The 26,375-nt window shown below is 39.6% G+C and carries 27 protein-coding genes; 14 read left to right on the top strand and 13 right to left on the bottom strand.

The annotated features are described in order from the left end of the window. Positions 1 to 219: 219 nt before the first annotated feature. From gvpA to H6F45_RS23415, 7 genes are all read left to right on the top strand, one after another. Positions 220 to 435, top strand: coding sequence for a gas vesicle structural protein GvpA (gvpA, locus tag H6F45_RS23385; protein ID WP_057178839.1), 216 nt, complete (start codon positions 220 to 222; stop codon positions 433 to 435). Between the two features lie 207 nt (positions 436 to 642). Further along, positions 643 to 1,317 carry a gas vesicle protein GvpC gene (gene gvpC, locus H6F45_RS23390; protein ID WP_190348517.1) on the top strand — a complete coding sequence of 225 codons (675 nt, stop codon included), beginning with the start codon at positions 643 to 645 and terminating at the stop codon, positions 1,315 to 1,317. A gap of 313 nt (positions 1,318 to 1,630) precedes the next feature. Beyond that, positions 1,631 to 2,833: a gas vesicle protein GvpN gene (gene gvpN / locus H6F45_RS23395; RefSeq protein WP_096567134.1), complete on the top strand. Its 1,203-nt coding sequence runs from the start codon at positions 1,631 to 1,633 to the stop codon at positions 2,831 to 2,833. After that, entirely contained in the window at positions 2,830 to 3,390 is a 561-nt protein-coding gene (locus H6F45_RS23400) for a gas vesicle protein (RefSeq protein WP_096567132.1), read from the top strand. The genes gvpN and H6F45_RS23400 overlap by 4 nt, the downstream gene beginning before the upstream one ends. 110 nt (positions 3,391 to 3,500) lie before the next feature. Continuing rightward, entirely contained in the window at positions 3,501 to 4,007 is a 507-nt protein-coding gene (locus H6F45_RS23405; protein ID WP_137668581.1) for a gas vesicle protein K, read from the top strand. 43 nt (positions 4,008 to 4,050) lie between these two features. Further along, positions 4,051 to 4,791, top strand: a complete 741-nt coding sequence (locus H6F45_RS23410) for a GvpL/GvpF family gas vesicle protein (RefSeq protein ID WP_096567128.1) — start codon at positions 4,051 to 4,053, stop codon at positions 4,789 to 4,791. Positions 4,792 to 4,880: 89 nt separating this feature from the next. After that, complete coding sequence (locus H6F45_RS23415; RefSeq protein ID WP_096567126.1) at positions 4,881 to 5,150, top strand: gas vesicle protein GvpG; 270 nt, start codon at positions 4,881 to 4,883, stop codon at positions 5,148 to 5,150. A gap of 199 nt (positions 5,151 to 5,349) precedes the next feature. Here the strand turns inward: H6F45_RS23415 and H6F45_RS23420 are convergent, their stop codons facing one another. Further along, entirely contained in the window at positions 5,350 to 5,667 is a 318-nt protein-coding gene (locus H6F45_RS23420; protein ID WP_137668580.1) for a gas vesicle protein, read from the bottom strand. 167 nt (positions 5,668 to 5,834) lie between these two features. Between H6F45_RS23420 and H6F45_RS23425 the strand changes: the two genes are divergently transcribed. Genes H6F45_RS23425 through H6F45_RS23435 form a run of 3 tightly spaced genes read left to right on the top strand, consistent with a single transcriptional unit; the run spans position 5,835 to position 10,361 of the window. Next, a complete protein-coding gene (locus H6F45_RS23425) occupies positions 5,835 to 6,515 on the top strand; it encodes a GvpL/GvpF family gas vesicle protein (RefSeq protein ID WP_096567122.1) in 681 nt (226 codons plus the stop codon). A 36-nt stretch (positions 6,516 to 6,551) separates the two neighbouring features. Then, on the top strand, positions 6,552 to 8,450 hold the full coding sequence (locus tag H6F45_RS23430) for a TRC40/GET3/ArsA family transport-energizing ATPase (protein ID WP_190348518.1): 1,899 nt from the start codon (positions 6,552 to 6,554) through the stop codon (positions 8,448 to 8,450). Positions 8,451 to 8,504: 54 nt separating this feature from the next. Then, positions 8,505 to 10,361 carry an AAA family ATPase gene (locus tag H6F45_RS23435; protein WP_190348519.1) on the top strand — a complete coding sequence of 619 codons (1,857 nt, stop codon included), beginning with the start codon at positions 8,505 to 8,507 and terminating at the stop codon, positions 10,359 to 10,361. Positions 10,362 to 10,436: 75 nt separating this feature from the next. On the opposite strand, the gene H6F45_RS23440 is transcribed toward H6F45_RS23435, so the two are convergent. The 4 genes from H6F45_RS23440 to H6F45_RS23445 form a co-directional block, all read right to left on the bottom strand. Beyond that, positions 10,437 to 11,075: a histidine phosphatase family protein gene (locus H6F45_RS23440; RefSeq protein ID WP_096567118.1), complete on the bottom strand. Its 639-nt coding sequence runs from the start codon at positions 11,073 to 11,075 to the stop codon at positions 10,437 to 10,439. 361 nt (positions 11,076 to 11,436) lie between these two features. Then, a complete protein-coding gene (locus H6F45_RS27165) occupies positions 11,437 to 11,568 on the bottom strand; it encodes a hypothetical protein (protein ID WP_268932479.1) in 132 nt (43 codons plus the stop codon). Between the two features lie 140 nt (positions 11,569 to 11,708). After that, the gene (locus H6F45_RS27170; protein WP_277877020.1) at positions 11,709 to 11,843 is read right to left on the bottom strand and encodes a hypothetical protein; all 135 of its coding nucleotides are present in this window, start codon (positions 11,841 to 11,843) and stop codon (positions 11,709 to 11,711) included. A 19-nt stretch (positions 11,844 to 11,862) separates the two neighbouring features. Further along, positions 11,863 to 15,678: a DEAD/DEAH box helicase family protein gene (locus H6F45_RS23445; protein WP_190348520.1), complete on the bottom strand. Its 3,816-nt coding sequence runs from the start codon at positions 15,676 to 15,678 to the stop codon at positions 11,863 to 11,865. Positions 15,679 to 15,831: 153 nt separating this feature from the next. On the opposite strand from H6F45_RS23445, the gene H6F45_RS23450 reads away from it, so the two are divergent. Continuing rightward, on the top strand, positions 15,832 to 16,215 hold the full coding sequence (locus H6F45_RS23450) for a DUF433 domain-containing protein (protein WP_190348521.1): 384 nt from the start codon (positions 15,832 to 15,834) through the stop codon (positions 16,213 to 16,215). Continuing rightward, on the top strand, positions 16,208 to 16,534 hold the full coding sequence (locus tag H6F45_RS23455) for a DUF5615 family PIN-like protein (protein ID WP_096567112.1): 327 nt from the start codon (positions 16,208 to 16,210) through the stop codon (positions 16,532 to 16,534). Before H6F45_RS23450 ends, H6F45_RS23455 begins: the two co-directional genes overlap by 8 nt. Positions 16,535 to 16,619: 85 nt before the next feature. Here H6F45_RS23455 and H6F45_RS27390 read toward each other — a convergent pair whose 3' ends face one another. The 8 genes from H6F45_RS27390 to H6F45_RS23495 form a co-directional block, all read right to left on the bottom strand. Next, positions 16,620 to 17,789 carry a restriction endonuclease subunit S gene (locus H6F45_RS27390; RefSeq protein ID WP_190348522.1) on the bottom strand — a complete coding sequence of 390 codons (1,170 nt, stop codon included), beginning with the start codon at positions 17,787 to 17,789 and terminating at the stop codon, positions 16,620 to 16,622. A 124-nt stretch (positions 17,790 to 17,913) separates the two neighbouring features. After that, positions 17,914 to 18,330, bottom strand: coding sequence for an HNH endonuclease (locus H6F45_RS23465; protein ID WP_137667574.1), 417 nt, complete (start codon positions 18,328 to 18,330; stop codon positions 17,914 to 17,916). Then, the gene (locus H6F45_RS23470; protein WP_190348523.1) at positions 18,323 to 18,682 is read right to left on the bottom strand and encodes a hypothetical protein; all 360 of its coding nucleotides are present in this window, start codon (positions 18,680 to 18,682) and stop codon (positions 18,323 to 18,325) included. The genes H6F45_RS23465 and H6F45_RS23470 overlap by 8 nt, the downstream gene beginning before the upstream one ends. Positions 18,683 to 18,723: 41 nt before the next feature. Continuing rightward, the gene (locus H6F45_RS23475; protein WP_096567106.1) at positions 18,724 to 19,293 is read right to left on the bottom strand and encodes a Uma2 family endonuclease; all 570 of its coding nucleotides are present in this window, start codon (positions 19,291 to 19,293) and stop codon (positions 18,724 to 18,726) included. A gap of 291 nt (positions 19,294 to 19,584) precedes the next feature. Continuing rightward, complete coding sequence (locus H6F45_RS23480; protein WP_190348524.1) at positions 19,585 to 19,896, bottom strand: GIY-YIG nuclease family protein; 312 nt, start codon at positions 19,894 to 19,896, stop codon at positions 19,585 to 19,587. Between the two features lie 1,133 nt (positions 19,897 to 21,029). After that, positions 21,030 to 22,094 carry a class I SAM-dependent DNA methyltransferase gene (locus H6F45_RS23485; RefSeq protein ID WP_347237785.1) on the bottom strand — a complete coding sequence of 355 codons (1,065 nt, stop codon included), beginning with the start codon at positions 22,092 to 22,094 and terminating at the stop codon, positions 21,030 to 21,032. Positions 22,095 to 22,305: 211 nt separating this feature from the next. Then, positions 22,306 to 22,818: a type I restriction-modification system subunit M N-terminal domain-containing protein gene (locus H6F45_RS23490; protein ID WP_190348525.1), complete on the bottom strand. Its 513-nt coding sequence runs from the start codon at positions 22,816 to 22,818 to the stop codon at positions 22,306 to 22,308. A gap of 364 nt (positions 22,819 to 23,182) precedes the next feature. Beyond that, on the bottom strand, positions 23,183 to 25,633 hold the full coding sequence (locus H6F45_RS23495; RefSeq protein ID WP_190348526.1) for an ATP-dependent Clp protease ATP-binding subunit: 2,451 nt from the start codon (positions 25,631 to 25,633) through the stop codon (positions 23,183 to 23,185). A 245-nt stretch (positions 25,634 to 25,878) separates the two neighbouring features. Here H6F45_RS23495 and H6F45_RS23500 point away from each other — a divergent pair, with 245 nt between their 5' ends. Next, entirely contained in the window at positions 25,879 to 26,175 is a 297-nt protein-coding gene (locus H6F45_RS23500; protein WP_137667579.1) for a DUF3288 family protein, read from the top strand. Next, positions 26,123 to 26,375: hypothetical protein (locus H6F45_RS23505; protein WP_190348527.1), on the top strand; the 253-nt coding region annotated here is incomplete at its 3' end. The genes H6F45_RS23500 and H6F45_RS23505, both read left to right, overlap by 53 nt.

The raw sequence follows: 26,375 nt of genomic DNA on the forward strand, positions 1-26,375 counted from the left end.
ACCTACCTGAAATATGCAGAAGCTGTAGGTTTGACTCAGTCTGCTGCGGTACCTGCTTAATTTTGAAGTAGATATGCAATGAGTAGAATAATTATCCAATTAAAGGTAATTATTCTGCTAAACTTGGGTTGGCAATGCCAAAAAATAAACAACGATAAAAAATTAAGGTGCAAAACATGCCAAAAAATAAACAACGATAAAAAATTAAGGTGCAAAACAATGGCAGTTGAAAAAACTAATTCTTCCTCCAGCTTGGCAGAAGTTATTGATAGAATCCTAGACAAAGGTATCGTTGTAGATGCTTGGGTTCGTGTTTCCTTGGTTGGTATTGAATTACTAGCAGTAGAAGCTAGAATCGTAATCGCATCTGTAGAAACCTACCTGAAATATGCAGAAGCTGTAGGTTTGACTCAGTCTGCTGCGGTACCTGCTTAATTTTGAAGTAGATGTCCGAGATTAAGAATTTAATTAGGATTAAATTCTAGTACCATCATTGCTTTTTTAATGACTTTGATATGCGGAAATATAGTTTTCATGAAAGCATATCTATTAAAAAAGCAGAAACACCTGCAACTACATTCACTGAGTAAAAAACTCCGGTGAATGTAGTTGATACCAGCTTCTAATTTCTAGGAGAACTTCATGGCGGCTTTAATGGAAAGAATCCGGCAGGAGAATAACTCAATATTTGAGGAAGTAAATTTATTCCTGTCTGAGACAAAAAGCAAGCGGTTTACTCAAGCAAAAAAACAAGCGGAAGAACTGCATCAATTCCAGCAGCAACTCAAGCAAACAACTGATGAGTTTTTGACAAATGCTGCTAAAGAACGCATTGCTCAAACTAACCAGCAAGCAAAAGAGTTGGACGAGTTCTATCAGCAACTCAAGCAAACAACCGATGAATTTTTGGCAAATGCTGCCCAAAAACGCATTGCTCAAACTAACCAGCAAGCAAAAGAGTTGGACGAGTTCTATCAGCAACTCAAGCAAGCAACCGATGAGTTTTTAGCAAATGCTGCTAAAGAGCGTATCGCTAAAGCTGAGGCACAAGCGAAAGAGTTGAGTGAGTTCCATCAGCAACTTGAGCAAACAACCGATGAATTTTTAGCAAATACGGCTAAAGAACGTATTGCTAAAGCTGAGGCACAAGCGAAAGAGTTGAGTGAGTTCCATCAGCAACTTGAGCAAACAACCGATGAATTTTTAGCAAATACGGCTAAAGAACGTATTGCTAAAGCTAATGAACAAAAGCAGAATCTGCGTCAATTCCGTCAGGATTTATTTGCGAGTGTTATTGGCAATTACCGTCGCAATTAATACTCACAATCCTGCTGACTGTTAGATAATTGGGCTATATAGTAATTCCCCCTAATCCAATAGTTGTAAAACTGTGAAGATCAGGGGGTGAATAATAAAAATCAACAATGAGTTTTGGCGTTAAACAATGATAGTCTCAGTTTATACCTGGTTCAAGCTAAAAACAATGGCTATTTGAAAAATAACTTGACTACAGTTATATAACTAAGCTCTCTGCTGGAAACTATATAGATTAAACATAGCACATTCCAATTAGAAAAGATAGCAATCTTTTTCCCTTTTTTCCAAGTTATTTTCCAACTATCGTGAATTTATGACTATCATGAATATGAATCAGAAAAGAGCAGTTCTTCGTGTTCGCCCAGGGCAGTTTGTGGTGACACCTGCTATTGAAAAAGTAGCATCTCGGGCTTTACTTTATCTCAAGTCAGGGTTTCCCATTCACTTACGGGGTCCAGCTGGAACAGGTAAAACTACTTTAGCTCTGCATTTGGCTCATTGTTTAGACAGGCCAGTAATGTTATTGTTTGGAGATGACGAATTTAAGAGTTCAGATCTGATTGGTAGTGAATCGGGATACACTCACAAAAAGTTACTCGATAATTATATTCACAGTGTTGTAAAAATTGAAGACGAATTCAGACAGAATTGGGTAGATTCTCGACTAACTTTAGCTTGTCGGGAAGGATTTACGTTGGTATATGATGAATTTAATCGTTCACGTCCTGAAGTTAATAACGTATTGCTTTCAGCCTTAGAAGAAAAAATTCTCAGTCTTCCCCCTAGCAGTAATCAACCAGAATATTTAAATGTTAATCCCCAGTTTCGGGTAATTTTTACCTCTAATCCAGAAGAGTATTGCGGCGTTCACTCTACACAAGATGCTTTAATGGATAGATTGGTAACTATTAATATGCCAGAACCAGACGAGTTAACTCAAACTGAGATATTAATTCAAAAAACAAATCTAGATAGAGAATCTGCTTATTTTATCGTGCATTTAGTTAAATCATTTCGTCAGGCTACAGGGGCTGAAAAAACTTCTGGCTTGCGGTCTTGTTTAATGATTGGTAAAGTTTGTGCAGATAACGGTATTGTAGCAACACCAGAAAATGCGGACTTTCGGGATATTGCTATGGATATTTTATTCAACCGCACAAATTTATCTATCAGCGAGTGTACATCTATTTTGGCGGATTTGCTGAATCAAGCTTCTACAAGCGTAGCCCAGGCTTTAGAGATGATGAATGTTGATGAGGAGTTTCATAACGGTTATTCTCTAAAGGAAGTTTCCCAGCCTCAGACTGATTTAGAAACTTTAGAAAATATAGTTCCTTTTGAGAAGGAAGTTTATTATTACCTAACTGAGCATAAAAGTGAAGGAATAAATGGACTGCAAAAAGCTTTGAATCTAGACAAGAATGTAATATTCAATGCTCTTCATTCTTTAAAGCAAAAGTCTTTGGTTAACAAAGTTAATGGTCTTTATACTATTCAAGAGTTGAATCACTCGTGACTTCTACCCCAATATTGCCAACACGTCAAACAAACCCAAGTCGAACTATTACCACATCTACCCAAGGTTCGACTTTGGCGGACATTCTCGAAAGAGTTTTAGATAAAGGTATTGTCATTGCAGGTGATATATCTGTATCTATTGCTTCTACCGAACTTCTACATATTCGTATTCGCTTGTTAATTTCCTCCGTTGATAAAGCTAAAGAGATGGGTATCAATTGGTGGGAAAATGACCCTTATCTCAGCAGTAAGGCGCAAAGTCTGGTTGAAGAAAACCAACTACTCCAACAGCGCCTAGAAAGCTTAGAAGCGCAAATGAACGTAATGAAATCAGCAATAGAAGAAGGGCAACTAACCTTAGCTAATACGGAAGCTAGTTTTGAGGAAGAGAACCAAGAAGTGATCCCATTATCCATAGATAGCAACATACAAGAAGAAGAGGAATCTGTCATAGAAGAGGAGCAATTTACTTTAGCTAATACGGAAAATATTTCTGGGGAAATAGACCAAGAAAGTATACCATTGTTATCCATAGATCCCCCCGTTGATGTCTAATTGCAATTTAGGAGTTATCCAAATTTAGATTAATCAAAACTGGAACTCCTGAAATTTTAATCATTGTGAAAAGAACTTAGTGGAAAAAACTTAAAGTTTTAGATGACATCATGGAAATGGTTGACACTCCAATTAATAATTCTCAAGATTTACTAACTACTGGTTCTAAATCCAAGAATGAAGCGGGTTTAGCTCCTTTATTGTTGACGTTACTAGAATTGGTGCGTCAACTGATGGAAGCTCAAGTAATTCGGCGGATGGAACGAGAATGCTTGAGCGAATTAGAGTTGGAGCGAGCAGCAGAAAGTTTACAAAAGTTGGAAGAGCAAATTTTACATTTGTGTGAAATATTTGAAATTAATCCAGAGGAGTTAAATGTAAATTTAGGAGATTTTGGTACTCTTTTGCCTCATCCAGGCTCTTATTATCCAGGGGAACCTAGCAACAATCCTTCTATATTGGAATTACTGGATCGCCTGTTAAATACGGGAATTGTTGTAGAGGGTGAAGTAGATATAGGTATAGCTCAGTTGGATCTGATTCATGCTAAATTGCAGTTAGTTCTGACCTCTAAACCAATTGGGTCAATTAAATCAGAAGCGACATATCCTTCGTAAAATAAAGTTTAAGTTTAAATACATTTTAATTAATTTGCAGATTATGAATTTTGGTCTTTATTTGTACGGTATTTTCCCTGAATCAATTTCTAATTCTCTGGAACTTAAAGGATTGGATGGACAAACTGTTCAGAGTCAAGTAGTTGATGGATTTACTTTTTTATATTCAGAAGCTTGTCAAGAAAAATATTTAGCTTCTCGCCGAAATTTATTGGCTCATGAAAGAGTGTTAGAAGAAGCAATGAAGGCGGGATTTCATACGCTTCTACCTTTGCGCTTTGGATTAGTTGTTAAAGATTGGGAAGAAATTAATAGACAACTGATCCAACTATATAAGCAGCAGTTAGAAGAATTATTTAGCAAGTTAGCAGGACAAAGAGAAGTAAGTATTAAGATTCTTTGGAATACTAAGTCTGAAGTCCAAGCAATGATGGAATCTAATCCAGATTTAAAACAGCAGCGGGACAAGATGGAGGGTAAAAACTTAAGCATGGAAGAGATTATTGGTATTGGGCAGTTAATTGAAAGTAATTTGCAGGCTCGTAAGGAAGCTGTAATTCAAGCTTTCTTGGAGGAATTAAATCCTTTAGCAACAGAGGTGATTGAAAGTGAACCGATGAATGAAGAAATGATATACAATGCCGCATTTCTCATTCCTTGGGAAAGCGAATCTGTATTTAGCGAGCGCGTGGAAACTATTGATCAGAAATTTGGCGATCGCCTACGTATTCGTTACAATAATTTTACTGCGCCCTATACATTCGCGCAGCTTGTTTCTGAGTAGTATACCTAATTTCTTGCAGCCCCAAGCTGTGATGTTAAAAAGTTGGTTTTTGCTGAAGATAACTTAAAAACTCAATAGGATTTATCAATATGTTAATGAAAATTTTACTAGCTCCCATAACTGGACCAATTGGTGGAGTTGTCTGGATTGCAGAGAAAATCCAGGAGCGTACAAATACAGAGTTTGATGCTCAAGAAAATTTACATAAACGATTATTAAGTTTACAGCTTGCCTTCGATCTCGGTGAACTTGGTGAAGAAGAATTTGAGGCTCAAGAAGAGGAAATTCTTTTAAAAATTCAAGCATTGGAAGAGGAAGCCAACAGAGATGCTGAAGCTGAAGAATTACAGCTTGTCTAAATTATCAGTACAATCCTGGCGGTGTCTAGATTGCATAGATTATTGTTTACCTGCTATAATCTCTGAAATCTTGAAACCATTTACTGGTAATAACAACGTCTGCACACAAAGTAGTGCTTCCTAGCAAAAACTTATCTGGTAATTATCTTGAGGATAAGAGTAGAAAACCCGCTCATGCGGGTTAAAGTTTAAACAAAAATTAATATTCAATCTCAAAAGTGTGGTAATTATGCGGTTCACTAGTTTCCTTTTTCTGAGATATATTTTGAACAGTTGTTGAGTGAGGTTGACGTAATCTATGAATGGTTTTTTCCGTTTCTTCGATCTGATGATTTAGAACGTCTAACCTTTGTTGGAGTACAAACATTCTTTCTTTAATTCCATATAACTCTCGTTGGATACGTTGCTTTTCAGTCACCATTTTATAAAGCTCTAATTGACTTGAAGCATCTGATTTATTTCTAGGCATCGTACTAACTTTAGCCCTAATCAAACCGCGGTTGCGAATATTTTTCATGAAAAGTACCTAAATATTTTCAACATTATAACTAGTTTTATTCAATTGTAAACGCCTAAATACTCAAATAATAGATTTTTTTTATAAATTCAGAAAATATCAAGTTGTAGTTTTAATGATTATAAAAAATTTGTCAGTCATTGGTTGTATGTCTCTATGGAAAAAAGATGGAATTAGAAAACTTCTACACTTATGCTTTTTTAGAAACTCCTAGCTTTCCCCTAACCTTGCCCCAAGGAATTGCTAGTCAAGTAGTTTTGATTAATGGTACTCAACTTTCTGCTATTGTCGAGCCTGGAATATCTTTAGAATCGTGCCAAAAAAATGATGCTGAAATTATCCAGATGGCTTTATGTCATGATCGAGTTATTTGTGAAATTTTTGAGCAAATTACAATTTTACCATTGAGATTTGGCACTTGTTTTAAGTCTCAAACAAAACTACTTAACTATCTAGAATTGCATAGCCAAGAATATCGCAAACAGCTAGAAAAAATCAAAGGTAAAGTCGAATTTTGTTTAAAACTAATTCCTCATTCCTTACCTGAAACAGAAACATTTACGGAAAAGGGGAGGAATTACTTTTTAGCTAAAAAGCAACAATATCAAAATAGACAAAACTTTACTATTGCTCAAGATACAGAAAAACAAAACTTAATTGATGTCATCAGAAATGTACATCAATTGCCAATAGTTATTCAAGACAAGCAAGAAGAAGTAAGAATTTACATTTTGGTTGGCTCTCAAGATAAAATTTTAATTTTAGAACAATTTTTAAGTTGGCAAAAAGCTTGCCCACGCTGGGATTTATCATTGGGAGATGTTCTTCCACCTTACCATTTTATTTAATGCTTATTAACTATTATTTGATTGATTTTGAAAATTATGAACCAGTACGATTCACTTAATTTACTTCTGTTTAGCGGCAAAGGCGGAGTCGGTAAAACCACCATGTCTTGCTGTTTTGCGCGTTATTGGGCGACAAAGTTCCCGGAAGAAAAAATCTTATTATTGTCCACAGATCCGGCACATTCTTTAGGAGATGTATTACTTGCAAAAGTGACAGATGATGCTGCACCAATAGCAGATTTACCCAATTTGAGTATTCAGGCTTTAGATGCTCAAAAACTGCTATTAGAATTTAGGGCAAAATATAGTCAATTTTTAGAACTATTAGTGGAAAGAGGAAGTTTAGCTGATGGAGAAGATTTAGCCCCAGTTTGGGATTTAAACTGGCCTGGCTTAAACGAACTGATGGGATTACTAGAAATACAAAGGTTACTATCAGACAAAAGCGTTGATCGCATAGTAGTTGATATGGCACCTTCTGGACATACCTTGAATTTATTGCGCTTAAAGGATTTTCTAGATGTAATTTTAAATTCATTAGAATTATTCCAAAAGAAGCATCAAGTGATCACAGAAACTTTCACAGGTAGTTATACCCGTGATGAAGTTGACAACTTTTTAGCTGATCTCAAATTTCAATTATCAGAAGGTAGAAGACTACTACAAGATAATCACTTTACAGGTTGTTTAGTAATTGCCATTGCTGAACCGATGTGTTTGGCAGAAACAGAGAGATTTTTAGAACAGTTAAAAACCTTAGATGTTCCCTACTCAGGAATATTAATCAATCGCATTTTGACAGATGCCAATATAGATCCAGATCGTTATGCAGAGCAGGAAAAATACCTACAAAAGTTCTTAAATATTTCCCAAAATCAACCAGTTTTTATTGTCCCACAACAGCCATCAGCCCCATTAGGTAATTTAGAATTAGATCATCTAGCCGCACAAATTCAAAAAATTGAGCAAGTTGAACTGGTATCTGCTCCAGTCATTACATGGCCAGTGAGAATACCACCCAGCTTTAGTGATTTTTTAGCAGCAGGATGTCAACTAATTATTGTCGGCGGCAAAGGCGGAGTCGGCAAAACTACAGTATCAGCAGCAATGGGTTGGGCTTTTGCCAATCATTATCCTGAGCAAAAAATTCGTGTTATTTCCATAGATCCTGCTCATTCTTTGGGAGATGCCTTTGGAGAAAAATTAGGGCATCAGGCCAAATTATTAGCTCCTAATTTAAGCGGACAAGAAATTGATGCTGACAGAATATTAGATCAGTTTCGTACTGATTATCTTTGGGAATTGGCGGATATGATTAGTGGTGAAGGAACAGCAACAGACACAAATGTCAATATGGCTTATCTGCCAGAGGCTTGGAGACAGATCATGTCTCAAGCTTTACCAGGAATTGATGAAATGCTATCCCTAATTACCATTATAAATTTATTAGAAAGTAACCAGCAAGATTTGATTATTTTAGATACTGCTCCTACAGGTCATCTGCTACAATTCTTAGCAATGCCCTCAGCTTTAGGAGATTGGTTATCTTGGATATTTAAGCTATGGATGAAATATCAAGACGTTTTGGGTCGAGTTGATTTCATTGGACGGCTACGTAATCTGCGCCAACAAGTTATCCAAGCTCAAAAGAAATTGAAAGACCCCAAACACACCCAATTTATAGGTGTAATTCAGGCAGAGGAAGCAATTATAGCTGAACATATCCGCTTAACAGAATCTCTGAAAAAAATGGGAATTCAACAACGCTATGTGGTGCAAAATCGCTACACTCAAAATTCAGAAATCAATCAGGGCTTATTTTCAGAACAAACGATTATTCGCTTGCCTCAATTACCCAGGTCGGTAGAACCAATAGACCGAATTAAAGGCGCGGCTGATCTTTTATTTGCATTTGAGGAACTAACCTCCAATTAAAGAACAATTTAGCCGCAACAATATTTTTGTAAGTTCATTTTAGAAAGGGATGTCATGAGTGATTTATTCAAAGGATTTGAGCAGTTCATAGAATTGGTCAAGACGTTAGAAGAAAAAATTGACAGTGGAGAAGTGAAAACTGATGTGCAGTTTAACACAAGATCCGTCAGTAGTATTCCCAGAACAGGCAATATTCCCCGTGGGAGTAGTAGCAATATAGGGACTAGTCGGATCCGCACTCCTTCCTCTCCTTCTACTTCCCCTTCTCCTTCCTCTCCAGCCGCTAATGCAGGTTCATCAGAGCCGATCATACCACCTGATTCTAATTCGGGTATGACCCTCAAAGATATCGGCGGACTGAGTGAAGTTCTCAAAGAACTCAAAGAACTAATTGCTGTTCCCTTAAAACGCCCTGATTTGCTGGTTAAATTGGGACTAGAACCCACACATGGCGTACTGTTGGTAGGACCTCCGGGTACTGGTAAAACTCTGACAGCCAGGGCCTTGGCTGAGGAATTAGGAGTTAACTATATTGCCCTAGTCGGACCAGAAGTAATCAGCAAATATTACGGAGAAGCAGAACAAAGACTGCGAGGCATCTTTGAAAAAGCAGCCAAAAATGCTCCCTGTATTATTTTTATTGATGAAATTGATAGCCTCGCCCCAGATCGCAGTGCAGTGGAAGGGGAAGTAGAAAAACGTTTAGTTGCTCAGTTATTAAGCTTGATGGATGGTTTTACCCAAACTCAAGGGGTAATTGTTCTAGCAGCTACTAACCGCCCTGACCATCTTGATCCAGCCCTACGTCGTCCAGGAAGATTTGACCGGGAAATTCAGTTTCGCATTCCAGACAACAACGGACGCAAAGAAATATTACAAGTTCTGACTCGTAATATGCCTGTGGATGATACGGTCAATTTGGAATTTATCAGCGATCGCACTGTGGGATTTGTAGGTGCTGACTTAAAAGCCGTATGTCAAAAAGCAGCTTACATCGCTTTACGCCGTCAAGTTCCTTCGATTGATGTGCAAGCTCCTGACACTATGACGGTGAATCAATCGGATTTTATACAAGCACTCAAAGAAATCAAACCAGCAGTGCTTCGTAGCATGGAAGTTGAAGTCCCCCATGTGGAATGGGAAGATATTGGTGGTTTGGAGACAATTAAGCGAACCCTACAGGAATCCGTCGAAGGAGCTTTACTGTATCCAGAACTTTACCGCCAAACCAAGGCCGTAGCACCCAGGGGCATCTTGCTTTGGGGTCCTCCGGGAACTGGTAAAACTTTATTAGCTAAGGCCGTAGCTTCCCAAGCCAGAGCTAATTTTATTGGTGTCAATGGTCCAGAGTTACTTACTCGTTGGGTGGGAGCTAGTGAACAAGCTGTGCGAGAATTATTTGCTAAAGCCAGGCAAGCTGATCCCTGTGTCATATTTATTGATGAAATTGATACCTTAGCCCCAGCACGGGGAACTTACACTGGTGATTCGGGAGTTAGTAACCGCGTAGTCGGGCAACTACTCACTGAATTGGATGGTTTAGAGACGGGGACTAATATTTTAGTGATTGGGGCTACTAATCGTCCTGATGCCCTTGACCCTGCTTTATTACGGGCAGGAAGATTAGACTTGCAATTCAAGGTTGATTTACCTGATTTAGCCAGCCGTCTAGAAATTTTGCGAGTCTACACTGAGGGCAGACCTTTGTTAGATGTGGATTTGGCATATTGGGCTGAGTCCACCGAAGGCTGGAACGGAGCAGATTTAGTTTTGCTGTGTAATCAGGCTGCTGTGAAAGCAATTCGCCGTTTTCGAGACCAAGGGGAAACAGACCCGGCTGCTATTAGGATTACTCTTGATGATTTCCAGTATTCTTATCAAATTCTAATGGAGCAGCGAACCGTTAGCTAGAGGCAAATCGGGGCAACCACGGGGGATTGCCCCTACTTTTTTTGTTAACCTCCGGGAGTCAGAAGTAAGGTGTGTTTATGTTCCTGGACGTGAGCGAATATGATCAGGTATATGGTAGCGATCGCCTAATATCTCCAACAATGGACCATTAACATCAAATTTCACCTTACTGACTGAGGCTACTAAAATATTGACTCGATAGCGATAACATCCCAAATCAATTCCTAGTAAGCTACAAAGTATAATCCGAATTGTGGCTTTATGGGAAACTACTAAAACATTACCTTCTGGGTGTTTCTCTATAATTTCAGTAATCACAGGTATTGCCCGGTTAGCAATTTCTACGGCTGTTTCTCCTCCTAGAGGTGCATTCCAAGCAGGTTCTGACAACCATTTGATATAGTTTTCTGTGTAGTTCTCTTGTACAAAGGATTTACTTTTGGTTTCCCACACACCATAACTACCTTCTCTGAGTCCTTCTCTTACCTGCATATCTATTCCCAGAGCATCACAAAATGGTTTGGCAGTGGCAATGGTGCGTTTCATGGGACTAACATAAACTCCTTTCCATTGCAATTGTTTATAAACATCGGCAAAACTTTCTGCCATCTGTATTCCTGCGGTTGTCAATTCTGCATCGGTTTCACCACAGAAATTGCCATTTTGACTAAATGTTGTTTCCCCATGTCGCAGTAAATATAAATTGAGTGCCATAGGTTTGATTGCGATTGGTAATCAGGTTTATAGTGAGCGAAGTCGAACTGAATTTGTGCAAAAATAAATTACCATCAATCTTGCAATTGAATATGTGACACCAGCACAAAGTGATTAGCTAAAATGTTTTATCGAGCAAAATGTTTTATCTAGCCTTTCTACCTTAGTCAAAAAGTCATTAATTTAACCAGTATTTAGGGTTTGCTGAAAAAGTCCCTTCGTTGAGGCAGGGAATAGGGAATAGGGAATAGGGAATAGTTTTAAGCTGTTACACAGCTAAATTGTATAATCCTAATATTCTGAACTCTTGTTTAACAGGCAAGATGCCTGTTCCACTTATACAAATTAAATGCACAACAGCTTAGCTATCTGTTATCCCCAGATTTTCTAATTTATCAGACCCAAAATGCACAGTTTTTAAGGTATACCCTGTAAAAGCTGGCACTTTTTTAACTTCCAGCAGGCTAAAACCCTTTACCTGTAAAGTTTTCATATTTATTCAGCAAGCCCTAGTTAGGGTTTACTGAATAAACCTAAAACCTTGATATATCAAAGGTTAGAGGCTGATAAACACAGAAATTAGTGCAAGGGTTTTGAAGCGTATACCGGAAAAAGTGTGCATTTTTTGGGATTTCAAGAGATGGCAAAGAAATTTTCAAATCTCCTCCTGACTCCTGACTCCTGACTCCTGACTCCTGACTCCTGACTCCTGACTCCTGACTCCTGACTCCTGACTCCTATGCCCTCACGGAAAGACTTTCTCAGCAACCCCTAGTTAGACGTTTAGTTAGGCGATCGCTTTTTGATAAACTTCCTCTAAACAAGCAATTAATTCATCAACTTGAGCAGAGGTAAATAGTCCATCTGGTCCTTGGGGTGTAATATCAGTAAATGGTGATTCATAGAGTAATGCTGCATCCATGACACCATGTTCTGTGAGGTAGTTGATAATCATATCTATAAATTCTATTTGATTAGCATTAAGGTTTTTATCAGCTATAAAACTAGCTAATTCTTGTTTAGCAACTTCCCTATCTAGTCCGACTAAGGAACGCACAAATAAGCCTAGTCCTTGAGATTCTTCTTTAGCGCGGTTAATATCTTCCGTTTCTCCGATACCGCTTTCTGCTAATATTCTTTCTAACTCGGATAAATCTGATGCGGTTAATTGTTTATTGGTTCTGAGTTTGAAAATAACTATATTATCTTGATGCCCTCTTAAAAAGGCTCTGGCTTTAGATCGGAACTTATAGAATTGATCTGTTGAGGTAAAATGAGGTAATTCTACTATAATTTCCTCACCCATTTCATCCTCAAAATTAGTATAAATGGGTTCGCGTTGTTTCTTATCAATTAAATTTACTAAACCCCGTAGACGTTTGCGGAGTGTTTCTAACATGGGTAAGGTGACATCTTGCCACCATTCGTCGCTTTGAATATCTTGAATTAATGGTAATTGTGCTTGAATTAAAGGAATATCTGGTTTTTCTTCTAGTAACCCAGCAATTGATTTCACCTGTGTTTGTAATTGTTTTAAATTAGGTTGAGATTTGACTATGGCTAGTTGTAATTTTAAGATTAATATATCAAAGCGTTTGGTTTCTTCTGCTTCTGTGGGTATTTGGGAAGGTAAACCGGCAATTTCTTGATTTAAGGTAATAATATCTTCTTGGGCTAATGATTTCCATGATTCATAATTACCATATTTTTCTACAAATTGGCGTTTTGTGCGAACTATAAAATTTTCTGTGTTCATGGCTGCAACTTCTGTATATAATAAATTAGCTATTTGATGCCGCAGTTCTGTATTTGTTTTTGGTTCTTTTGCAGATGTTTGATTTTCGTAAATTGCGGAATTATTAATAGAATTATCAACAATTGATTTATCTAATTCTGCTATTAATTCCAGGCGTTTAGTAAATAACTGCTTACTTAAAGATTTACCTATGGGTGCATCTGTGGTTTCTGGGTTGTGTTGGAAAAATTCTAAATTTTGGCAGTAGTCAAATACATAGAAAAATTGTTTATCTTGTCCTATACCAAATAAGTCAGCACAGCGACGAGTTCCCCTTCCTAACATTTGCCAGAATTTGGTTTTAGAACGCACCAATTTAAACATGACTAAATTTACTACTTCTGGTACATCTATTCCCGTATCTAACATATCTACAGAAATGGCGATATGGGGCATTTTATCTTTTTTAGAAAAGTCGTCTATAATACTTTGAGCGTATTTAGTATTGAAGGTAATGACGCGAGCAAATTCACCTTTAAATTGGGGATAGTTAATATTAAATCTGTCAGCGATAAAGTTAGCGTGAGCTTGATTTTTAGCAAAGATAATTGTTTTACCTAAGATATCACCGCCGGCAACTTTTAAACCTCTGGTCATTAGATGTTCTAAAACTTTATCTACTGTATCTTGATTAAATAACCATTGATTGACTGCTGCTGCTTCTATGCGGTCGGGGATGTTACCTTCATCATCCCATTCTATAGCATCCCATTCTTCTCTTTCTGTTTCTGATAGTTGACTATAATTAATTCCTTGACGTTGGAATTTCAGGGGAATTGAGACGGCTTGAGGTGGGACTAAAAAGCCATCTTTTACCGCATCTTCTAAGCCATAGGCATCTGTAGGTACACCACTTTCTAAATCAAATAATCCGTAGGTGTTGCGGTCTATTTCATCTTTGGGGGTGGCGGTTAATCCTAATAGTAAAGCATCAAAATTATTGAAGATGTGGCGATATTTTTGGAAGACGGAACGATGGGCTTCATCAACAATAATTATATCAAAATGGGCAACACTAAACCGTTTTTCTGATTCTTTGGTATCATCAATTAATCCCATCATGGTCTGATAGGTACAAGCGAATACTCTCCCTTCTCCATCTTTTTCTGTGACTAGGTTAACTGGAGATGCTTCTGGTAGGTGTTTTTTTAATACTTTGATGGTTTGGTCTACCAAGGCCACACGGTCGGCTAAAAATAGGGCGCGTTTGACCCAGTTACAACGCATCAGCATTTCTACTAGGGCGATCGCTGTTCTGGTTTTTCCTGCACCTGTAGCCATGACTAACAGGGTTTTGCGTTCTTTGTCGGTTTCTATAGCTTCTGTAACGCGGCGAATAGCACGGGTTTGGTAATAGCGTTCTGCTATACTGGGTTTAATATCTGCTTGGGCTAAGGATCTGCGGATGCTGCGGCGTTGAATAAGTAATTCTAATTCGGCTTTTTTGTAGAACCCTTGGACTTGTCGCGGTGGGTAGTTGGTGTCATCCCATAACCAATGTTCATAACCGTTGGTGTAGAAAATTAAGGGACGTTGGTTAAATTGTTTTTCTAAACAGTCTGCATAGAGTTTAGCCTGTTGTTGACCGTTGCGGGGGTCTTTGCGGGTACGTTTTGCTTCGACTACTGCTAGGGGTTTTCCATCATCTCCCCATAATACATAATCTACAGAGCCATTACCGGAGTTGTTGGGCATTCCTGTTACTGGATATTCACAGGAAACGTTCCCTTCGACACTTCGGCTTCGCACTTCGGCTTCGCTCAGTACAAGCTCAGTACAAGCTTCGCTCCCTTCGACTTCGCTCAGGGAACGGCCTTCGACTTCGCTCCCTTCGACACTTCGGCTTCGCACTTCGACTTCGCTCCCTTCGACTTCGCTCCCTTCGACTTCGCTCAGGGAACGGCCTTCGACTTCGCTCCCTTCGACTTCGCTCAGGGAACGGCCTTCGACTTCGCTCAGGGAACGGCCTTCGACTTCGCTCAGGGAACGGGAACTGTTGCGCTGGTTGAGCGAAGTCGAAACCAGCTTCCATCCTGCTTCTTTTAATAATAAATCTATGATGGACTTGCGGGTTTCTTGTTCTGAATAGTCGTGTGTATCTGGTTGGCTAATATTTACTTTTTTGACTGCTGCTAGTTCGGCTCTGAGTTGTTTTATGGTTTCATCTAGGGCGTTTTTATCTGTTAGTAATAGGGAGAGTTTTTCATCTTTTTCTTTGAGTTCTATTGCTAATTTTTGCAGTTCTTGAGTTCGACTTCGCTCACTCACCGGAGTTTTGTTTTTCTCACTAAGTTTAGTTTGATTTTGTTCACTAACCGGGGTTTTATCTCTCTCACCGGCTGGAGTTCGACTTTGCTCACTCACCGGGGTGGTTTTGGTAACTTGCGGTATGGCGTTAATATCAAAGGTTAAACCTGGTTCTGGTTTGGTGGTGCGTCCGTAGGTACGGGTTAACCAATATGCTATATGAAAAAATTCTTTGACTGCGGTGAGGCTATCGTTAACGGGTACTTTTCTTTCATCATGAACGGCGTTGTTACCAATTTTAATGATGAGTTTGGCTTTGTTAAATATGGCTTGACCTACTAATTGTTTAAAGGTCGGTTCATGGATGAGGGCGCTAATGTTATCTTGATAGGGTAAGTTTAATGTATTGTCGTATTTATAGAGCCAGTTTACTGTTAATTCTAAGGCGCGACGGCTATAAAAACAGGCTGTCCGGGGGTCACGGTAGGCTGTTTTAAAGGCTTTGTGAGCAGATTCGTAAATGGTGGGAAATTCGGGTTTAAGAAAGGTAAACTGGCTCATTTAGTTAATAAGCTGTTGTTAGTTTCAATAGATTATACTCATTATATTCAGTAAATATGTTGATTTCAAGCTAGAATTTCATGGGATGTTGAGCTACATTTAGAATATAATGTTTCTTATGATGTTTCTAAGGCCAGCAAATAAATACGGCAAATGACAGCATATACCCTAAATTTACCTGAACAGTTGAAGCATGAAATTGAGCAATTAGTTCAAAGTCAGGGGATTTCGCTTGATCAATTTATTCTGTGGGCTGTAACAGAAAAAGTCAGTACCCTGAAAGCATCTTTTTCACAAATTGCTTATCGTCAGGGAGCAAATGGGCAACTTGTACCAATCATTAAAGGTACAGGAATTAGAGTCCAGACTGTGGTGATAGCTTCCCAAAAATGGGGTATGAGTCTCAGTCAAATTGCTGATGAGTATGAGCTAAATGAGGCACAAGTAAGAGAGGCTTTGAGTTTTTATGTAGTCAATAAGGAGCAGATTGATACAGCGATCTCTTCTGAGCAATCCTTAGAAAGTGCCAATGGTTAAACTCAAGCTGCATCTGGATGCTGATACCTCTAGTAAATCACTACATTTAGCATTGGTGTCTAAAGGTCATGATGTCACTCGTACACCAAATGACTGGATGCCTTTAGATGCTAGTGATGAAATTCAATTATTACGTGCAACTTCTCAGGGAAGATGTATTTTTACTTTCAATATTAGAGACTTTATTGTTCTAGCAGAAAAGTATCCGCAACATGGTGGTATTATCCTTGCTGCTCAGAATAGTTGGTCACTTTCCGATTTAATTATGGCATTAGATAACCTATTATCTGACGCAGAAGCGGCGGATTGGATTGGTTAGGTAGATTGGTTGAATCGGTGGCGAAAGTAGTTTTAGAAGTCTAATATTTCTCGGTTTTTTTATAGTGTAAATCAATTTTTTGAGGTTATAGTTCTCCTTTAAATGCACGATGTTGGAGGGATGCAAAGAGGGCATCTAGTTCTGATAATGAGGCGCGGTGTGATTTTTTTAGTTCTTCTACTGCTTCGACTCTTTGGGCAAATTCTTTTTGAAGAGAGAAAGGTGGTAATGGAATTTTAATCTTTTTAATTCCTTCCGCTGTAATAGTTTTCTTGGCCGTTCTGGTTACATAACTCTCAAGTAACTTTTGTCCTTTATCAGAAATCATAAAGTGGAATAGGAACAATGGATGTGAAATATTTGCCTTTGCTTTGAAACGTAAAAGATTTGGACTAATATTAGCACCAACAAGACTATTTGAGGTAACAAGACCAATTCTTTTAGCTGTTGATCCATCACCTCGAACTGCCATAACTATGTCGTACAGTTCTAAAATTGTTCGAGGAAATTGTTTACTGATTACCGGATCTATAAAGACATAGTTAGAGATATTTGGGTCTAATCGTCCATCTAAAAGAATATTACCAATTCTTGCAACAGGTGTTCCTATAGTTTGATATTGAAAACCGTAGAAAGTAGGATAACGATATATTTCTGCACAAGTGTCGCCTAAATTTTTACAACTCCATCCTTTTGGATTCTTAACAGGATCTCCGAACATTTCTAAGAAAATGGATTGAGTGAGGGTGTCGAGTTGTGCGATCGCTTCCTTTCTTTTTCTCCTCAACTCCTCCGCTTGATCTAATATCTCTGCTATTCTTTTCTGTTCTTCTAATGGTGGTAGGTAGAACTTTGTACTCAGAAATTCACCTCTATTTACGTGCTGCATTGTTGCACCATGTAAATGTTTTTTCATATCAAGAATTGCTACTTCCAATCCATGACGTAAGTAACGCTTATCAACTATTTTTGTATTAGGTAAAACACGAAATATATGTTGATTAAGTAATGCTTCTTCTGAGTCATTCCATTCAAAAACACCAAGGGTAGCAGACCATGAAACAAGCAAGTCTCCCGGTTGAACTCGTACAAGTTCGGAAACAGTTCTTTCTGTTCTATTAAAGGGCTTATTTGGATCTGTTAAATTCTGGATTCTAATGATTCGTAAACCTGATTCTCCCCAATCTTGTGGTTTAAAAGCTGCCCCATTAATAAATTCTGCTACAGAACCGAGTTTTACAAAAGTGTTACTCACCCTAACATTTTCTCCAAATCTTTAATAAACAACATTGATATTAAAAAATAAAATCTTATATATAAATAACCTCAACTAAAACTCTAATTGTGCATGAAGAAAGTGCTTTTTTGATGAAAAATTACTAATTTATATTTAAACTAGAAATAATTTTACGTACAGGTAAATACTCAACACGATTCATCCGTAATAATTGAACAGTTACCCGACCAATTGCTGTTAGAGGTTCAATCATACCACTTTGTGAATTTAAAATAAAATGCTCTTGCCAAATATCTTTTCTAGGATTATAGAGTCTCACAGTATCACCAGAATCAGGATCAATTGAAGCAATATCACTACCTTTAGCTTGATTACATAAGGAACAAGACAGAGCTAAATTTTCTAACACAGTTGCACCCCCATGTTTTTCTGCAATTACATGATCTATCTGATGATTAGCTAAAACTAACTTTTCTGGAATCAAACAATACTCACAACACCCCTGAGCGCGATTAAACACCATTTTTCGCACACTATTAGGAATATAACTTTTACTCATAACTTGCTTGTAACCTCAGTAAAGCCTGAGCTTTAGCAAGACGTACCAAATGCTCAATAAACTCATAATGTTGCCATAAAACAAGATCATTTTCATCCCAACCTTGATGGCGATTTTTCTCTAAAAGAGCATCAATTTTATCCTGAACTTCAGAAGAAAGACGAAGAGATAAAATTTGTTCAGGAGATGGCAACATTGCCAAAAACTCTAAAACCTCAGCTAAACCAGAAATACCACCCTTGGGATTAGCATTAATTTCTCGTAACCCTAAAGCCAATATTTTTGGTAAATCTTCCTTGTGAGATTCTAAACTCTCTACCATTTCATCAGGAATATCTAAAGTAATTCGCATAGTTTTTTACCTCAATAAAATCAATTATATACACATTTTTATTATCCTTGTAATAACTCATTTACAGTTAACTTCACCTCAGAAAACAAAGGGGAACAAATCACTTCATCACCTGTAAAAACCTGCTCCTCATACAAACCTTCCACCCACTCTAAAACAGTCACCTTTTGCCCCATCGGGTCAACAATCCAATATTCATTAATACCCCGCGCTGCATACTCAGAACGCTTGTAACGATAATCTCGATTTTCCTGATTAGGACTTACCACCTCAACCACCAACAAAGGGGGCGGCATATCCATTAAAATTAAAGAGCGTGTAGCATTTTGCATCACCTGAGCTAATTCTTCAGAAAATACCACCAAATCAGGAACACGCACCCCCACCATGCGACTATTTACAGCTATTTCTGTTTTCATACTCAAGCGGTAATAGGGAATACCTAATTTTAGAAAATAGGCAACTAAAAACATCGCTATGCGCCGATTGATCTCACTTTCAAAAGGCATAACAATTAATTCCCCATTTTCTAATTCATATAAATAATCCGTCCCATCGTCATAATTAAGAAATTCCTCAAAAGTCATTTTTTGAGCAGTTGTAACTGTCATGACCATTACTCCTATAAACTGCTTATCTTACTATTTTCTTACTATTTTAATTTCACTCCCCGTTCCCTGCCTGACCAACGTTCCCTAAGCCTCCCCGTTCCCTGACCAACGTTCCCTGAGCCTCCCCGTTCCCTGAGCCTCCCCGTTCCCTGAGCCTCCCCGTTCCCTGACCAACGTTCCCTGAGCGAAGTCGAAGGGAGCGAAGCTTGTACTAAGCTTGTACTGAGCTTGTACTGAGCTTGTACTGAGCTTGTACTGAGCGAAGCCGAAGTGTCGAAGGGAACACTTTTCCTAACTCAAATGAGCAAACCGACTGTAATGAGTTTCATTTTTACACTCAGCTAACTTATGTAATAAATTTGTATTTCCTAAAATCAAAGCTTGTTTTTTCTTGCGACTCCAACCTTGTATTTGTTTTTCCCGTTCATAAGTATCTTTTACAAGCTCATAATACTCACAAAAAACTAACTTAACAGGTAAGCGTTTCGCTGTATAATTTGCTCCATAACCATTTTGATGTTCCCATAAACGACGATCTAAATCCATTGTACTACCAGTGTAGTAAGTACCATCAGCACATTCAATAATATATATATATGCCATCGGTTGATGATTGAATTTTTTAAGTTTATTTTATACTTAAATCTGGCAATGTTTCCTCTCTCTGTTCCCTTCGACTTTGTTCCCTTCGACACTTCGGCTTCGCTCAGTACAAGCTTCGCTCAGGGAACGGACTTCGCTCAGGGAACGGACTTCGCTCAGGGAACGGACTTCGCTCAGGGAACGGACTTCGCTCAGGGAACGGACTCCGCTCAGGGAACGGACTTTGCTCAGGGAACGGACTTTGCTCAGGGAACGGACTTCGGTCAGGGAACGGACTTTGCTCAGGGAACGGACTTCGCTCAGGGAACGGACTTTGCTCAGGGAACGGACTTTGCTCAGGGAACGGACTTGGATTTTGTTCCCTTCGACACTTCGGCTTCGCTCAGTACAAGCTTTGTTCCCTTCGACACTTCGACTTTGTTCCCTTCGACTTCGCTCAGGGAACGGGCTTCGCTCAGGGAACAGACTTTGCTCAGGGAACGGGCTTCGGTCAGGGAACGGACTTCGCTCAGGGAACGGACTTCGCTCAGGGAACGGACTTTGCTCAGGGAACGGACTTCGCTCAGGGAACGGACTTCGCTCAGGGAACGGACTTCGCTCAGGGAACGGACTTCGCTCAGGGAACGGACTTGGATTTTGTTCACTTCGACACTTCGGCTTCGCACTTCGGCTTCGCTCAGTGCAAGCTCAGTACAAGCTTTGTTCCCTTCGACACTTCGACTTTGTTCCCTTCGACTCCGCTCAGGGAACGGACTTCGCTCAGGGAACGGGCTTCGCTCAGGGAACGGACTTTGCTCAGGGAACGGACTTTGCTCAGGGAACGGACTTCGCTCAGGGAACGGACTTGGATTTTGTTCCCTTCGACACTTCGGCTTCGCTCAGTGCAAGCTCAGTACAAGCTTTGTTCCCTTCGACACTTCGACTTTGTTCCCTTCGACTCCGCTCAGGGAACGGACTTCGCTCAGGGAACGGACTTTGCTCAGGGAACGGACTTTGCTCAGGGAACGGACTTCGCTCAGGGAACGGACTCCGCTCAGGGAACGGGCTTCGCTCAGGGAACGGACTTCGCTCAGGGAACGGACTTCGCTCAGGGAACGGACTTCGCTCAGGGAACGGACTTCGCTCAGGGAACGTTAACCTAACAAACTCCCTAATTTCTCCATACTTTGTTGAATTTCTAACTCCAACTTAGCTAAATTAGCCAGAATTTCCTGGGGTGGTAAATGGTCTACCTCCTCATGTACCACTTCCTTGTAACGATTAAGACTTAAATCATACCCTTGAGCCGCAATATCCGCCCTTGGGACACAGAAACTTTGAGCCGTGCGGGGGCGTTCTCGTTCTGTAGTATTACGTACCTGCCACCGTGCTAAAATATCAGGTAAATTATTTTTACTATGTTCCTCCGGGGTTAACTGCACAGCCGGCACTGATCCAAGTTTATCCTCAGTTAACAAAGGTGTTCTTTTATCGTCTAAACTCAATCCATCGGCATTGACATCATAGAACCAAACAAAATCAGTTCCTCCCGAATTGGTTTTAGTAAAGAGTAAAATCGCCGTAGAAACTCCCGCATAGGGCTTAAACACACCACCAGGGAGGGATATGACTCCATCTAGCTTTTGTTCCTCTACCAGTATTTTCCGCAATTCTTTATGTGCCTTGGAAGACCCAAACAGCACCCCATCGGGGACAATTACCGCCGCCCTACCCCCTGGTTTCAGCAATCTTAAAAATAAAGCTAAAAATAATAACTCTGTTTTCTTAGTTTTAACTATTTCTAATAAATCCTTGGCTGTGTTTTCATAGTCTAAGGAACCAGCAAAGGGAGGATTAGCCAATAATAAAGTATAGGTTTCCTCATCGTCTGCGTGTTCCTGTGCTAAAGAATCTTTATATCTCACATCAGGATTTTCCACACCATGCAGGAGCATATTCATACTGCCAATTCGCAGCATGGTATTATCAAAATCAAACCCGTGAAACATCTGCTGGTGAAAATGTGCTTTTAGCTTGACATCTGTTAACACCTGGGGGTGATGTTGACGTAAGTATTCATTAGCAGTCACTAAAAAGCCACAGGTTCCACTAGCAGGGTCACAAATTACATCCCCCGGTTTGGGTGCTGTCAGTTCCACCATTAGCCCAATAATATGGCGCGGTGTTCTAAATTGCCCATTTTGTCCGGCTGAGGCAATTTTACTTAGGGGTTGCTGAGAAAGTCTTTCCGTGAGGGCATAGGAGTCAGGAGTCAGGAGTCAGGAGTCAGGAGGAGATTGGAAAATTTCTTTGCCATCTCTTGAAATCCCAAAAAATGCACACTTTTTCCGGTATACCCTTCAAAACCCTTGCACTAATTTCTGTGTTTATCAGCCTCTAACCTTTGATATATCAAGGTTTTAGGTTTATTCAGCAAACCCTACTTAACATATATTCATACAGGTCGCCTTTGGTGTCCCTGTCATCCATTGGGATATTAGCGATCAAGTCCACTACTTTAGCAAGTAGCGCGGGGGTGGGAATGGTAAAACGAGCATCTTTCATGTGGTGGGCATAGGTCGAGTCATCACCACCTAAAGTCCGCAGAAACGGGAAGACAAATTCATTCACCACAGCATACATTTCTGGCGGTGCGAAATGCTGAAACCGCGACCAACGCAAATGATCATAGGGGCGTTTTTTTAGCGGTTCTCCCGACTCGGATTTTTCTAATACATAATCTCCCTCTGGGAAAATACGCCGTTCCATTGGCTTTTTGAGTCGGGTAGCTTTGTTTTCTGCTAAGGTATGCAGGTCATCCAGACGACGCAAAAATAACAGGTAGGTAATTTGTTCAATTACTTCTAGGGGGTTGGAAATACCACCGGACCAAAAAGCATCCCAAATTTTATCTACTTGACTTTTAATTTCCCCTGATATCATGTTTTATGTTTATCCAGTAATTAATAAGTACGCAGGCAAAATTAATTGTAATTGCACATAGTTATTGAAGAAAAAATCTCTGTAAACCTTACCTGTTCCCTCTCCTAACCTGAATAATTAATATAAGCAAGATGCTTGTGTTACTGTAACTTCAGGTTTTTTGATTATATAGTTTAGCGGGACATCAGCTTATAAAGTAAGCGATCGCCCAGTTTTTTCTGAATTTAAAATATATTAAAATATATTAAAATATATTAAAATATATTAAAATATATTAAAATATATAAAGGGTAAAGGTTAAAGGTTTTTCTTCACCTTTTCCCTTTACCCCATTAACGGAATAACGTCAATATGTTATTCAAAATTAACCAACATTAGCTAACAGTAACTCGCGGGTTTCTGCTTTCCTTACTTTCACCTGGCCATCATCATCTACATCTACAATAGCTGTATCACCTTCGATGATCTGACTGGATAAAATAGCCTCAGCTAAGGAGTCTTCCAAAAGTCTCATAATAGCCCTGCGTAAAGGTCTAGCACCATAACTAGGATCATAACCTTCTCTCACCACTAGTTCCTTAAAGGCTGCTGTGACTTCTAATTTGATGCCTTTTTCAGTTAAGCGGTTAGCAACCTCACCCAGCATAATGTCAGCAATTTGCTTGACTTCTTCCTTGTTCAACTGACTGAAGACGATAATTTCATCAAGACGGTTTAAGAACTCAGGACGGAAGTAATTTTTCAGTTCTTCGTTTACCAAGTTGCGGATACGTTGATAACTTGCATCAGCTTGGTTATCAAATTCAAATCCTAAACTCATACCACCTTTTTCAATTACCTTAGAACCAATGTTAGATGTCAAGATAATTAAGGTGTTCTTAAAGTCTACTTTTCGACCTTTGGCATCCGTAAGATGACCATCATCTAAAAGTTGCAGCAGCATATTGAATACATCGGGATGCGCTTTTTCGATTTCGTCGAAAAGTAGCACTGTGTAGGGTTTGCGGCGTACTGCTTCTGTTAGTTGTCCGCCTTCGTCGTAGCCTACATAACCTGGAGGTGAACCGATGAGTTTGGAAACATTGTGACTTTCCATGTATTCGGACATATCTAAGCGAATCATGGAATCTTCCGAACCGAAGAAATAAGCCGCTAATGCTTTGGCTAGTTCGGTTTTACCTACCCCTGTCGGACCAGAGAAAATAAAGCTGGCGATGGGGCGATTAGGATTTTTTAAACCCACACGGGCGCGACGAATAGCGCGAGAAACGGCTGTAACTGCTTGTTCTTGACCGATCAGGCGTGTATGTAGGGTGTCTTCCAAGTGTAGTAATAACTCTGATTCAGATTCAGTTAGTTTATTTACTGGTACACCTGTCCAAGAAGCGACGATCTCAGCAATGTCTTCTTCGTCAACGCTGGGAATGTTGAGAGTTTGCAGGTTTTCTTCTAGGTCAAGTTTGGTTTGCAGTTCTATTTCTTCTTGACGCAGTTTACTAGCTTTACCAAAGTCTTGAACTCTGATAGCTTCTGCTTTTTCTTTGCTGACGTTTTTCAGTTGCAGTTTGAGTTCTTTGTTGTTGATGATGCGGGAGTGACGTAAACGCACACGAGAACCGGCTTCATCTATTAAGTCTATGGCTTTATCTGGTAAGAAGCGATCGCTAATATAACGATCTGATAACTGTGCTGCTGCTATTATTGCATCATCAGCAATGGTAACTTTGTGGTGTTGTTCATACGCACCGCGCAAACCATAGAGAATTTCAATAGTTTCTGCTACTGATGGTTCTCCGACTAAAATCGGTTGAAAACGTCTCTCTAACGCTGCATCCCGTTCAATGTATTTACGGTATTCATCTAAGGTAGTTGCACCAATACATTGCAGTTCACCTCTAGCTAATGCGGGTTTGAGGATGTTAGCCGCATCTAAACCGCCTTCTGTACCACCAGCGCCGACGAGGGTATGAATTTCATCAATTACCAGGATGATATTACCGACGGAGCGAATTTCATCCATGATTTTTTTCAGACGTTCTTCAAAGTCGCCCCGGAAGCGAGTTCCTGCCACCAGTAAACCCATATCCAGACTAATTACTTCTTTGTCCAGTAATACTTCAGGAACGTCTTGGTTAATGATGCGTTGAGCTAAACCTTCGGCGATCGCAGTTTTGCCAACACCAGGTTCACCAATTAACACCGGGTTATTTTTGGTACGACGACCGAGAATTTGTACAGTGCGCTCAATTTCATTTTGCCGACCCACTACCGGATCTAATCTGCCTTCTTGAGCTAATTTGGTGAGATTACGCCCAAATTCTTCTATACTCAGATTTTGATTACGTCTGGTATTGCGTCCGCCACCAGCAAAAACTGTGTTATCTTCACCTAACACACTCATCACGGCATTGCGGATAGTTTGCAGGTCAACACCGAGATTTTGCAATACTTTGGCGGCTACTCCTTCCCCCGCCTCAGTTAAACCTAACAATAAATGTTCAGTGTTTATGTAATTGTGTCCAAGACCATGAGCTTCTCTGAAGGACTGCTCAAATAGACTTTTTACTTTTGGTGTAAAAGGAATTTCCGGTGGGACAAAACCAGAACCCCGACCAATAATTTTTTCTACTTCCCGACGCGCATCTTTCAGGTTAATGCCTAACTCAGCCAGCACTTTAGCAGCAACCCCTGTTCCTTCTCCCATTAAACCCAGGAGAATTTGTTCTGTACCGACAAAGTTATGTCCCAGGCGGCGTGCTTCCTCCTGAGCTAACATAATTACCCTGATGGCTTCGGACGTGAAGTGTTCAAACATAGCGGGTTCTTGCTCCCTTGCTGCTTGGACTTTGGGTGATCTAAAGGTTCACCCTGATCTAAAGTTTCTTGTATTTTCTTAAAGATAATGTATCTTTATTTAAAATTGGATGGCAGTGGTGAGAGCCGTAATTAGCTCAGGTGTAGTAGCCGTCATTTGCCAGTTATGGCTAAAAATTTGGCTATTCTGGCAACTGTTGAGCCTGTCAACTTGGGTAAAGTGAAATCCTATCATCGGTAAAATTTATGACAGAATCTTCCGCAAGTAAAGATCAACAGCATCCACTCTACAACCGCGATCGCCCCTTTATTAATAGTTTACTCTCTCAGGAGGCAACAGATTACAATTTAGCTGAATTAGCTCGGATGAGAATACGCTATCAAGGCTTTCCTGGCGCACGGGACATTCAACAAGACTTAGATAAAGTTTTGCAACGTTGGGGTTTAACGGAAGCGGAACTTTTTGCCAAAACCCGTGAAATACATCAAGTTGGAGGCATTTATAAAAGTCGCGGGAAGAAGGAAGAGGAAGATTGGAATTAATTACAAGGAGTCAGGAGTCAGGAGTCAGGAGGCAGAAGGCAGGAGGCAGAAGGTAGGAGATAGATATTTTTGCCCAGTCACCAGTCACCAGTCACCAGTCACCAGTCACCAGTCACCAGTCACCAGTCACCAGTCACCAGTCACCAGTCACCAGTCACCAGTCACCAGTCACCAGTCACCAGTCACCAGTCACCAGTCAC

The sequence above is a fragment of the Sphaerospermopsis sp. FACHB-1194 genome (genome assembly GCF_014696235.1).
Lineage (GTDB): Bacteria > Cyanobacteriota > Cyanobacteriia > Cyanobacteriales > Nostocaceae > Sphaerospermopsis > Sphaerospermopsis kisseleviana.